We start from the raw sequence: 11,499 nt of genomic DNA, 5'->3' as shown, positions 1-11,499 counted from the left end.
TACCGCCCCGCCCTACTCGACGGCTGCCTCGCAGAAACTGGACTCGCCCTCGGACCCGGATAACTCACTCCGACACCACGAGTTCAAGCTCAGTAGTGTTCCTTATGCTCAATCCCATCCATCTGCATACCTTGCAGGCGGTGCTGCGCACCGGCTCGTTCGCCGACGCGGCCCGTCAGCTCGGTTACACCGGCTCGGCTGTTTCCCAGCAGATGTCCGCGCTCGAACGGCAGGTGCGCGCCCCTCTCTTCGAGCGGGGCGCGCACGGCGTCCGGCCGACAACGACGGCCGAGTTCATCGCTCAGCGGTCCCTGGAGGCGCTGGGCAGTCTGCGGGCTCTGGAGGACGACATCGCGCTGCTGCTCGACGGCGCGGTGGGCCGGCTGCGGCTGGGCAGCTTCCCCACCGCGAGCGAGTGTCTGCTGCCCCGAGCGCTGTCGGCGTTCACCGCCGACCACCCGAGGGTCGACGTGCAACTCGACGAGGGTGAGCCCACCGAGCTGCTGCCGATGATGGAGAGCCACGAGCTGGACGTCGTATTGGTCTACCACTACGGACTGGTGCCCCGGCGCTGGCCGCGGGGCCTGTGCGCTGAGGAACTGCTCACCGAGGATCTGCTGCTGCTCACCCCCACCGGCCATCCGCTGACCGACGGCGGCGACCGGCCGTCGATCGAACTGCTGGCCAAGGAGACCTGGATCACCACCCGGCCCGGCACGTCGGGCGCCTCAATGCTGCGCCGGCTGTGCGCGGTGGCGGGTTTCGAGCCGCTGGTGGCGTACCACAGCAACAACTACGCCGTGCTGCGGGGCCTGGTGGCCGCCGGGCTCGGCGTAGCCGTGGTGCCGGCTCTCGGGTACGTGCCCAGCCCGGGGGTCACCTGCACCCCGCTCGCCCACCCGGACGCCTACCGTCAGGTGGTGGCGCTGCGCTCGCCGGCCGCCACCGAGGGGGTGTGGCGGACCATGCTGGCCGCGCTGCACACCTCCGCCCGCGAAACCGCCGTCGGCGGCATCGGCATCGTCGCCACCTCGGCGACCCCATGACGAAACGGCGGCCGGGCTGGTGGCCCGCCCCGCCCCGTCGCGGTTCGACGAGCCGGCCCGCTACCGAACTCTTGCCCACAACGTAGTTGTCGGACCTACCGCGTAGTTGTCGGACCTACCGCCGGACGGGCGGGAGAGGGCGTCAAAGCTCGATGAGCCTGCCCACGCCCAGCTCCCGGGCGGCGGACAGTACCGCGCCGGCCGCGGTCGCATCCTGCACGCCGATGCCCACCGAGGTGTGGACGGCCAGTTGGCCCGGTTCGGTGCGGCCGGGCCTCGTGCCGACCAGTACCTCGCCGAGGGTCTGGACGGCGCTGTCGGCGAGGCTGCCGTCGGCCAGCGCCGCGGCGACCGGGCCGGCGTGCTCACGGGCGGTCTCCCGATCGTCCACCACGATCACATCGGCCCGCTCCAGCAGGTCTCGCGGGTACTCGAACCGAGTGGCCGCGAACGCCCCGACGCTGATCACCGTGGCACCGGGCGCCGGCCACTCGCTCTCGATGACCGGTGTGGTGCTGGTGGTGCAGAGCGCGATCAGATCGGCCGCGGCGACGGCGTCACGGGCGTCGGTGGCCGCCTCGATCTCGCAGCCGACCTCGTCGCGCAGCCTCGCCACCGCGTCCGCCCGGCGGACGGCGTCGCGGCCCCAGATCCGTACCGACTCCAGGTTGTGGGTGGCGGCGAGCGCGCGCACATGTGCGGAGGCCTGCACGCCGGTGCCGAGCACGCCCAGCCGCCTCGCGCGGGGAGCCAGCGCCTCGGCGGCGACGGCGGAGGCGGCGGCCGTGCGGATCTCGGTGATGCTGGTGCCGTCCATGATGGCGGCCGGCAGCCCGGTCCCGGCGTCCAGCACGGTCACCGCGGCGTTGATCGCGGCCAGCCCGAGCGCGTCATTGCCGGGGTTGAGGCTGCCGAACTTGCTCACCGCCGGACTGTCCGGCCGTGCCCGGGCCGCATAGCAGAACGCGACGGCTCCGTCCGCTCCGTCGAGCAGCAGCCGCGCGGGCAGCACCGCCTCGCCGGAGCCCAGCGCGCGGAACGCCTCCCGCTGGGATCGCACCGCCAGGTCGACGGTGAGGACACGGCGGACGTCGGCCTCGCTGAGCACGAGGATCGGCGGGATGCTCATGAGGATTCCCTACACGTACTCATGAGGACTGACTCCCTACGCGTGCTCATGGGCGCTCCCTACGTGTGCGAGGCGGGCCGGGGCGCGGCGCCGAGCTCGCCGAGCGCCGCCTCCAGCGACGCCTCGCTCTCGGCCCGGTACAGCTCCTCGGGTACGTTGATCTCGCGGCCGATCGCGCCGGAGAGCCAGGCCATGTCGCGCTCGGCGCCGCCCTGTTCGGCGTCCACGCGGCCGCCGCCGCTGAGGTTGGAGGCGAAAATACCGGCGGCCGAGCGGGGCAGGAAGTCCTCGTAGACGATGGGCCGCGGATCCACCCAGCCGCCCGCGATCAGCTCGGCGGCGGACGTGGTGGCCGACGGCGCGTCGGCCGGGCGGTCCTCACGGACGCGGTAGGTGAAGAAGGCCAGCCCCCGCTCGGCGAGTTCGCGCTCGGTGCGCGGCATCCCCTCGCGCCACACCTCGGCGGCGACATCCGGGCGGTCGTCCTGCGGCCGGGCGGCGACGCGCTCGTCCACGGTGGCCACCAGCCGCTCGTACAGATCGCGGCCGGCTGGGGTGAGCGCGATACCGCGTGCCTCGACTTCTCCGAAGCGCACCCGCAGTTCGCCGTCGCGGACGCCGCCGTCCGCCTCGCGGAAGCGGCGCGGCTCCGACAGGGCGCGGAAGGACGTCTGGCGCAGCAGCACGTCGGGGCCCTCCCAGCGCGGCGGACCCTGGATACGGTCGATCATCGCGATGCCGCGGCGGCTCATCTCGGCGTAGAGGTCGTCGATGTCCAGCACGCGCGGGGTGAGGTGGTTGATGTGGGTCGAGGTGACACCGCCGATGTCGGCGGCGACATCGGAGACGCGCTCCAGTTCGGCGTACCAGGCCCGGTCCACTGGCTCCGGGGAGAGCGCGAAGGCGGCGGCCGCGAGGGTGAGGAAACGGTCGGCGTCGGTTTCCTCCAGACCGCCCTTGGCCTCGGCGCGATCGGCGAGGGAGAGGAGTTCGTCGTCGAAGAGGCGGCGGCCGCCGATGAAGGTGCGCAGCCGCTGTGCGAGGTCGTCGTCGAAGAACCTTCGGTCCTCGGGCACCAGCATCGAGGTGAAGACGCGGAACGGGTTGCGGGCCAGCTCGGCCCGGTCGGTGGGCCGGAAGGCCGTGGAGATCACCGGGATCGGCCGCGGGTGGGCGTCGCGCAGGTCGTAGAAGCCGGTGGGGTGCATGCCGAGCGCGCCGAAGATCCGTGCCACCTGGGCCAGTTCGGTGGGACTGCCGACGCGGATGGCGCCGTGCCGCTCGGCGGTGACGCGCTCGATGGTGCCCAGTCGCTGGGCGGCCTCGGGGTCACGCCGCATGACCCGCTGGTTCACCTGGTGCGAGACATCGACCAGCGTGGTGTACGCGGGTACTTCCGTGCCGTAGAGCGTGGACAGGCGCGTCGCGAAGCCGGCCCGCAACTCGGTGGAATCGACAAAGCGCATGGGTTTCACCTTCCGGGGGTGTACTGGCCGCGCAGCCGCATCGCCTCGCGCACCCGCTCCTGGGCGAGGAGCTGGGCGGCGTGGTGCGGCGGTACGTCGTGCCGGGCGCTCTCGGCGAGCACGGTGGCGGCGTTGGCGCGCATCTTGGCGGAGATCATGGGGAAGACGTCGTCGGGGTCGACGGTGAAGGGCGAGTAGCGGGCGTCCATGGAGTGCGCGGCGGCGATGATGCCGCCCGCGTTGGCGATGAAGTCGGGCACCACGGCGATGCCGCGCCGGTGGAGCACGTCGCGCGCCGCGGGGGTGGTGGGCAGGTTGGCGCCCTCGACGACGAGGCGTACGGAGGTGGTGCCGGCCAGGTCCTTGTCGATGACGTCCTCGCGTGCGGCCGGGACGAGGATGTCGGCGTCGGCGGTGAGTACGGCGTCGGTGTCGACGGCGCCGCCGTACTCCAGCACGCAGTCGTCGCCGTGGGCGGCGCGCAGCTCCGCCAGGCGGGGTATGTCCAGCCCGTCGGGGTCGAGGACGGCGCCGCGCGCGGTGGACGCGGCGACCACGACGGCGCCCAGCTCGGTCAGCCGGCGCGCGGTGGCCAGACCGACGGCGCCGAAGCCCTGCAGGGCGACGCGGGCGCCGGCGACGGTCATCCCGAGGCTCTGGGCGGCGGCGTCGGTGGCCTCGGCGACGCCGTAGCCCGTGACGCCCAGCTCGTCGTAGGGCAGGCCGCCGAGCGCGCGCGGCAGACCGACGGCGGCGCCGCGGTCGCCCAGCTCGTCCAGGAAGATCGCCGCGTCGGTCTCGGTGAGGCCCATGTCGAGGCCGAAGACGTACTCGCTGGGCACCTCGTTGGACAGGGCGCGGGCGAAGGCGCGCAGGATGCGTTCCTTGTCCGGGGAGTTCGGGTCACCGAGGATGCCCGCCTTCGCTCCTCCGTGGAAGAGGTCGACGGCGGCCCATTTCCAGGTCATGGCCCGTGCCAGCCGCGCGACTTCGAGCACACGCAGGTCGGAGCTCATCCGCGTGCCGCCCTTGCCCATGCCGCGGGCGGTGTTGTCGAGGACCAGGACTCCCCGCATCCCGGTGCGGCGGTCGGAGACGCAGACCACTTTCTCCGGGCCCCATTCGTCCATGAGGTCGAAAGTGTCGTTCGGCAAGGCTGCACGCTCCTCAGGCGTCGGCGAGAGCCTTCATGATTGCCGTCTCGCACCTGCCGGGACAGGGGATCGAGCACACGGTTGTCGCGGGTGACCATCAGCGATCCTTATGTCCCGGGAGGGCTTGCGCCACCAGGGCTTTCGGCGTGCCGAGGGGGACGGAACGAAGGGGGTCCGGCCGTGGTGTCACCAACGGCCGTCGAGACGCTGACGAGCTGGGCCCGCCGACGGAGCGGGCAGCGCGGCCGGGGCCACCGGTGTGGGCAGGTCGCCGCGGGCGGCGCCGCGCAGCAGCTGGGCCAGGTGGAATCCGGTGCGGTCGCGCAGGTCGGCGGCCTGGGTGCGGCAGGAGAAGCCGTCGGCCAGGAACACCGCGTCCGCGCCGGCCTCGTCCAGGGCGGGCAGCAGCTGCTGCTCGGCGACCGCCACGGACACCTCGTAGTGGCCGCGCTCGACCCCGAAGTTCCCGGCGAGCCCGCAGCAGCCGCCGAGCCGTCGCACCCGCGCGCCCGCGTCGGCGAGCAGCCGGGCCTCGGCGTCCCAGCCACCGACGGCGTGCTGGTGGCAGTGCGGCTGGGCGACCACCTCCAGGCCGGTGAGGTCGGGTGGGGTCCAACCGCTGTCCGCGACAAGCAGTTCGGCGAGGGTGCGCGTCGCCGCGGCCACCCGCCGGGCGGCGTCGGTGCCGAGCAGTTCGACCACGTCGTGCCGGAGCGCGGCGGTGCAGGACGGCTCGATGCCCACCACGGGCACGCCCGCGCGGGCGGCGTCGTCCAGGGCGGCGACCGAGCGGGCGAGGCGGCGTCGGGCCTCGTCCAACTGGCCGGTGGAGATCCAGGTCAGGCCACAGCAGACCTCTTCGCCGGTCAGGGTGGGGGCGTAGCCGGCGTCGACGAGCACGGCGAGGACGTCCTCGGCGACCTCGGGGGCGAAGTGCTCGGTGAAGCTGTCCAGGAAGACGATGACGGGACGGTCGTCACGCGCTCCGTTTGAAGGGCCGTGCCGGGTCGTCGGTTGGCTGCTGCGCCGTCGTGGCTGGTCGCGCAGTTCCCCGCGCCCCTTAAGGGCGCTGGCGGCAGCGCGAGCTGTCATGCGGGCGAAGGGCGGCACACCTCGGCGGGCGTCGACGCCGGCGCCGAACAGCGCGAGGTGCCTCAGGCCCGGCGTCCGCAGGAGGAGATTGACCAGGCGGGGCGCCCGGGCGGCGAGCCTCGCCCACATCGGGAGCCGCCCCAGGGTGTAGTGCGAGCGGGGGCGTGGTCGGCCGCGGTACTTCTGGTGCAGGGCCTCGGCCTTGTACGCGGCCATGTCGATGCCGGTCGGGCAGTCGGAGGCACAGCCCTTGCACCCCAGGCAGAGGTCCAGCGCCTCGGCCACGGCGGGAGAGCGCCAGCCGCCGACGAGTTCGCCATTGAGCATCTCCTGCAGCACATGGGCCCGGCCCCGGGTGGAGTCCTTCTCCTCGCGGGTGGCGGCGTAGGAGGGGCACATCACCGTGCCCGGCCCCTGCGCGACGGAACGGCACTTGCCGACGCCGGTGCAGCGGTGCACGGCCGCGGAGAAGTCGCCGTCGTCGGCGGGGTAGAGCAGGGCGAGCGGCTGCGCGGGCGGCCGGGCCGCCGGCACGCGCAGGTCCGCGTCGAGCGGGCGGGGGTCGACGAGTACACCCGGGTTGAGGATGCCGTCCGGGTCGAACACCGACTTGACCTCGGCGAAGAGACCGAGCACGCGTCGCGAGTACACGCGCGGCAGCAGTTCGCTGCGGGCCCGGCCGTCGCCGTGCTCGCCGGACAGGGTGCCGCCGTGCGCTGCGACCAGGTCGGCGGCATCGGTGAGGAAGCGCCGGAAGGCGGCCGGGCCGTCGGGGCGGTTGAGGGGGAAGTCCAGCCGGACGTGGATACAGCCCTCGCCGAAGTGACCGAAGGGCATGGCGGTCAGGCCGTGCTCGGCCAGCAGTGCGTCGAAGGCGCGCAGATAGCCGCCGAGTTCGGCGGGCGGTACGGCGGCGTCCTCCCACCCAGCCCAGGCGGGGCGGCCGGACGGTGCGCGGCCGGCGAGTCCCCCGCCGTCCTCGCGGATACGCCAGAGCGCGGCCTGCTCGGCCGGGTCGGCGACGACACGGTGCCGCAGCGCGCCGGCGCCGGCCGCCAGCGTCGCGGCACGGTCCAGGAGTTCCGCGCGGTCGTCCCCGGCGAGTTCGACGAAGAGCCAGGCGGCACCGCGCGGCAGGTCGGGGACGGCGGAAGGACCCTTGCGCTCGCGGACCACGTCCACGATGCGCGAGTCGAGCCCTTCGCAGGCGATGGGCCGGTACGGCAGGACGAGGGCGGTGGCCTCGCCCGCGGTGGCGATGTCGGGGTAGCCGAGCGCCACCAGCACACGGTGGGCGGGATCACGGACCAGCCGCACGGTCGCCTCGGTGACGATGCCGAGGGTGCCTTCGCTGCCGACCAGCATGCGGGTGAGATCGAAGCCGTTCTCGGGGAGGAGCTGGTGCAGGGCGTAGCCGGAGATCTGGCGGTGGAACCGGCCGAGTTCGGTGCGGATCGGTTCCAGGGCGCGGGCGACGAGCGCCTTGAGTTCGCGCCGCTGGGTGGGGCAGCCGTCGGCGGTGTGCGGGGTGTCCAGGCGGCTGGTGCGCAGCACTTCGCCGGTGCCGGTGATCACGGTGAGGGCCTCGACGTTCTCCGCGGTGCGGCCGTAGCCGAGGGCCCGGGAGCCGCAGGCGTCGTTGCCGATCATTCCGCCGATGGTGCAGCGGGTGTGGGTGGAGGGGTCGGGGCCGAAGCGCAGCCCGTGCGGGGCGGCGGCGCGCTGCAGCGACGCGTGCACCACACCGGGCCGGACACGGGCGGTACGGGCCTCGGGGTCGACGGCGAGGACCGCGTCGAGGTGGCGGGAGAAGTCCAGTACGAGTCCGGGGCCGATGGCGTTGCCGGCGACGGAGGTGCCGGCGCCCCGGGCGGTGACACCGAGGCCGAGGGCGCGGGCGGCATCGACGGCGGCGGCGACCTCGGCGTCGTCGCGGGGGACGGCGACGGCGGCGGGCAGCACACGGTAGAGGGAGGCGTCGGAGGAGAAGGCGGCGCGGGTGGTGTCGTCGACGCGGACGTCGCGGAGCCCGGCGCGGAGCAGGCGGCGGCGCAGTGCGGCACCGGTGGGATGAGGGAGGGGAGGAGTTCGGGGAGTCACACGTAACATGTTACCTGTGGCCGATCGGCGGCTCCCGCTCCCGTAGGATGACGCCATGCCCGACCCCCTGCGCACCGAGGAACGGATCGGCACCCGCCGTACGCTCACCGACGAGGTCATGGAGAAGGTGCAGCAGATGGTGCGCCGCGGCGAGCTGCGCGCGGGCGAGCTCTACTCGGTGTACCAGTTGGCCGAGGCCCTGGGCATCTCCCGCTCACCGGTACGCGACGGACTGCTGAAGCTGGAGGCGGCCGGCCTGGTCGCCTTCGAACGCAACCGGGGCTTCCGCGTCACCGTGCCCTCCGCCCGGCAGATCGTGGAAATCTTCGCCATCCGCATCGCCCTGGAGCCACCGGCCGCCGCCAGGGTCGCCGCCCGCCGCGACCCGGCGGTGACGGCGCGGCTCCGGCAGACGATGACAGCCATGGAGAAGGCGGCGGCCGCATCGGACGAAGCCTCTTTCTGGGTTCACGACCAGGCCTTCCACGACACGATCCTCACGGCGGCCGGCAACAGCCAGGCGGCCGCCGTCGTCCGCGACCTCCGTGACCGGACCCGCCTCATCGGCCCGGGCACCACCACGGCGGCGCGCTCCCTGCCCGCCGTCGCCGCGGAACACCGTCCGGTGCTCGTCGCCATCGCGGCAGGTGACGGGGAGACGGCCCGCGACGACATGAGGGCCCACCTGGAAGCCACGGGCAGACTCCTCGCGGTTCAGACCGCGGCCGTCCCCGAGAACGACCCGGGCATCGAGGCCCTCTGGAGAGAGATCATCGGATGACGACGGGGCACGCGAACCGGCGCCCTGGCCGTCGGCGGTGACCGGCGTTCGTCCTGCCCGCTCGGCGTGCGGAACCGCCGCGCTCCTCGGCACGAAAAGAGGTGGCGTCCCGCCGGGGCCTGAAGCTAGGGTCTGTCCCGTTCCCTCGGTGGCCGGCCGGCTGCCGTTGCCAGCTGAGCAGGACCAGGAGGTGTGACCGATGGCTGTCGTTGAGATGGGCGCTGCCCGCATCCGGAAGTTCATCCATTCCACCTCCGTGGTCTCCGGCTGACACCCACATTCTTCGATCGCTCAGCGATCGCCGGGGCCACCCTTGTGAAGGGTTTCTCCCTTGAGTTCCTCCGTTTTCACCTCCGCCCTCGCTCCCTACGGTTGGGACGACGCCTGGGCGGCCGCCTTCTCCCCGTACGACGCCGAAGGGCTGCTCGCCGGGCGGGTCGTGCGGGTCGATCGTGGGCAGTGTGATGTCGTCACCGCCGACGGGCTCGTGCGGGCCGACACCGCCTTCGTCACGCCGCACGATCCGCTGCGGGTCGTGTGCACCGGTGACTGGGTCGCCGTCGAGACCGCGGGCGACCCCCGCTACGTACGGACCTGTCTGCCCCGCCGCAGTGCCTTCGTGCGGTCCACGTCCTCCAAGCGGTCCGAGGGGCAGATCCTCGCCGCCAACGTCGACCACGCCGTCATCGCCGTGTCCCTCGCCGCCGAACTCGATCTCGGTCGTGTCGAACGCTTCCTCGCGCTGGCCTGGGAGTCCGGGGCGCAGCCGGTGGTCGTGCTGACCAAGGCCGATCTCGTGCCGGACGCGGTGACGTCGGCGCATCTGGTGGAGGACGTGGAGTCGGTCGCGCCCGGAGTGCCCGTGCTGACCGTCAGCTCCACCCTCGGGGACGGCCTCGACGTCCTCGCCGCCGTCCTCGCCGATGGCACCTCCGTACTGCTCGGCCAGTCCGGCGCGGGCAAGTCGACCCTCGCCAACGCGCTGCTCGGGGAGGACGTCATGGACGTCCAGGCCACGCGCGACGTCGACGGCAAGGGACGGCATACGACCACCACCCGCAACCTCCTCGCCCTGCCCGGTGGCGGGGTGCTCATCGACACCCCCGGGCTGCGGGGCGTCGGGCTCTGGGACGCCGAGAGCGGGGTCGGGCAGGTGTTCGCCGAAATCGAGGAACTGGCGGGTGAGTGCCGGTTCCATGACTGCGCGCATATCGCCGAGCCGGCGTGCGCGGTGCTTGCGGCCGTCGAGTCCGGGGCGCTGTCCGAGCGGCGGTTGGACAGTTATCGCAAGCTCCTCCGCGAGAACCAGCGGATCGTGGCCAAGACCGACGCCCGGCTGCGCGCCGAGATCCGCAAGGAGTGGAAGAGGAAGGGGGCGGAGGGGAAGGCGGCGATGGAGGCGAAGCGCGGGCGCTGGGCCTAGCCGGCCGCCCCTGAACAGCAGGGGCAAGCCCCCTGCTGTTCAGGGCGCGGGGCTGTGACATCAGCGGCTCCGCCGCGGGGCGTGACCAGTTCCCCCACTCAGCCGCAGCCGACGAACCGGTGCCCGGCGGCAGCCCCCCGTGGGGATTCGGGGCGTGAATGGCTCAGTGGTCCTTCTTGGTGATCATGGCGATGAGGTCCTGGGCCGTGTTGGTGTGGGAGGTGATCTCCTGGAGTTCGACGCCTTCGAAGGCGGGGGCCTCCGCGCTGCGGGGGAACATCGCCCGCTCGTACTCGGTGAGCGCGGCCTCGATGTCGTCGGGGTGCGCGGCGAGGGCCTTGCCGAGTTCGGCGCCGTCGAGCATGGCGAGATTGGCGCCTTCGCCGTTGGGGGCCGTGAGGTGCGCGGCGTCGCCGACCAGGGTCACCCCCGGCACCCGCTCCCACCGGTGCCCGGCCGGCAGGGCGTAGTACGGGCGCAGGACCGGCGCGGTGTCGCTCTCGGTGATCAGCGCGGTGAGCTCCGGCGCCCAGCCCTGGAACTCCGCCGCGATCCGCGCGATCGCCGTGGCGGCGTCGCCGAAGTCGATCGCGTCGAACCATTCCAGCGGCTCGGAGAGCGCCGCGTAGGTGTGCAGGGTGCCGCCGCTCTCCCGGTGGGCGAAGATCTCCCTGCCCGGCGAGGGCGCCATCACCATGCCGCCGCCGACCGTCTTCGCCGCGGCCGGGTGCCGGGTGTCCGCGTCGAGGAGATGGGTCTCGACGGCCGACGTGCCGACGTACTCGGGTGTCGCGTCGGAGAGCAGCGGCCGGACCCGTGACCATGCTCCGTCCGCGCCGACCAGCAGGCTCGTGACGACGGTGGTGCCGTCGCCGAACGCCACCTCGTGGCGCCCCTCGCCGAGGGCACGGGCGCCTTCGGCCTTGTTCCCCCACCGGACGGTGCCGGCCGGAAGCGAGTCGATCAGCAACTGACGCAGTTCGCCCCGCATGACCTCGGGACGTCCGCCGGCGCCGTCGTCGGCCTCGTCGAGCAGGACGGTCCCGTCCCGGTCGAGGACCCGCATCGCCTCGCGGCCCTGCAGGACGATGGCACGGAACCCGTCCATCAGACCGGCCGCCTCCAGGGCGAGCTGCCCGTTGTAGTCGTGGATGTCGAGCATCCCGCCCTGCGCGCGTTCCCCCGGGGAGGACTCTGCCTCATGGACCGTGACCGGGATTCCATGGACATGCAGGACGCGGGCCAGCGTGAGTCCGCCGAGTCCGGCGCCGATGATCGTGACGGGAGTGCGCATGGTGACTCCTTGGG

8 protein-coding genes are annotated in these 11,499 nt (G+C 73.0%); 3 read left to right on the top strand and 5 right to left on the bottom strand.

Translation table 11 applies throughout. The annotated features are described in order from the left end of the window. Positions 1 to 104 precede the first annotated feature (104 nt). A complete protein-coding gene (locus ACWD4G_RS30200) occupies positions 105 to 1,046 on the top strand; it encodes a LysR family transcriptional regulator (RefSeq protein ID WP_451298934.1) in 942 nt (313 codons plus the stop codon). A 142-nt stretch (positions 1,047 to 1,188) separates the two neighbouring features. Here the strand turns inward: ACWD4G_RS30200 and ACWD4G_RS30195 are convergent, their stop codons facing one another. The 4 genes from ACWD4G_RS30195 to ACWD4G_RS30180 all read right to left on the bottom strand — a co-directional run bounded on the left by ACWD4G_RS30195 (position 1,189) and on the right by ACWD4G_RS30180 (position 7,996). Continuing rightward, entirely contained in the window at positions 1,189 to 2,175 is a 987-nt protein-coding gene (locus tag ACWD4G_RS30195) for an ornithine cyclodeaminase family protein (RefSeq protein WP_451298932.1), read from the bottom strand. A gap of 59 nt (positions 2,176 to 2,234) precedes the next feature. Then, a complete protein-coding gene (hglS, locus tag ACWD4G_RS30190) occupies positions 2,235 to 3,641 on the bottom strand; it encodes a 2-oxoadipate dioxygenase/decarboxylase (RefSeq protein WP_451298930.1) in 1,407 nt (468 codons plus the stop codon). 5 nt (positions 3,642 to 3,646) lie between these two features. Then, a complete protein-coding gene (locus ACWD4G_RS30185) occupies positions 3,647 to 4,795 on the bottom strand; it encodes a Glu/Leu/Phe/Val family dehydrogenase (protein WP_451298928.1) in 1,149 nt (382 codons plus the stop codon). Between the two features lie 186 nt (positions 4,796 to 4,981). Beyond that, on the bottom strand, positions 4,982 to 7,996 hold the full coding sequence (locus tag ACWD4G_RS30180; RefSeq protein WP_451298926.1) for an FAD-binding and (Fe-S)-binding domain-containing protein: 3,015 nt from the start codon (positions 7,994 to 7,996) through the stop codon (positions 4,982 to 4,984). A gap of 46 nt (positions 7,997 to 8,042) precedes the next feature. On the opposite strand from ACWD4G_RS30180, the gene ACWD4G_RS30175 reads away from it, so the two are divergent. After that, positions 8,043 to 8,768, top strand: a complete 726-nt coding sequence (locus ACWD4G_RS30175) for a GntR family transcriptional regulator (protein ID WP_451298924.1) — start codon at positions 8,043 to 8,045, stop codon at positions 8,766 to 8,768. 331 nt (positions 8,769 to 9,099) lie between these two features. Next, positions 9,100 to 10,191, top strand: a complete 1,092-nt coding sequence (gene rsgA / locus ACWD4G_RS30170) for a ribosome small subunit-dependent GTPase A (RefSeq protein WP_451298922.1) — start codon at positions 9,100 to 9,102, stop codon at positions 10,189 to 10,191. Positions 10,192 to 10,354: 163 nt separating this feature from the next. On the opposite strand, the gene ACWD4G_RS30165 is transcribed toward rsgA, so the two are convergent. After that, positions 10,355 to 11,485: an FAD-dependent oxidoreductase gene (locus ACWD4G_RS30165; RefSeq protein ID WP_451298920.1), complete on the bottom strand. Its 1,131-nt coding sequence runs from the start codon at positions 11,483 to 11,485 to the stop codon at positions 10,355 to 10,357. Positions 11,486 to 11,499 lie beyond the last annotated feature (14 nt).

This window comes from Streptomyces sp. NPDC002643 (genome assembly GCF_053592555.1).
This window is presented reverse-complemented; position numbering and strand designations above follow the sequence as displayed.

Excerpts from the sequence above, each read along its gene's own strand:
- ACWD4G_RS30195 (WP_451298932.1), bottom strand. The coding sequence starts at position 2,175 with ATGAGCATCCCGCCGATCCTCGTGCTCAGCGAGGCCGACGTCCGCCGT.
- ACWD4G_RS30165 (WP_451298920.1), bottom strand. The coding sequence starts at position 11,485 with ATGCGCACTCCCGTCACGATCATCGGCGCCGGACTCGGCGGACTCACG.
- ACWD4G_RS30175 (WP_451298924.1), top strand. The coding sequence starts at position 8,043 with ATGCCCGACCCCCTGCGCACCGAGGAACGGATCGGCACCCGCCGTACG.
- hglS (WP_451298930.1), bottom strand. The coding sequence starts at position 3,641 with ATGCGCTTTGTCGATTCCACCGAGTTGCGGGCCGGCTTCGCGACGCGC.
- ACWD4G_RS30200 (WP_451298934.1), top strand. The coding sequence starts at position 105 with ATGCTCAATCCCATCCATCTGCATACCTTGCAGGCGGTGCTGCGCACC.
- ACWD4G_RS30180 (WP_451298926.1), bottom strand. The coding sequence starts at position 7,996 with ATGTTACGTGTGACTCCCCGAACTCCTCCCCTCCCTCATCCCACCGGT.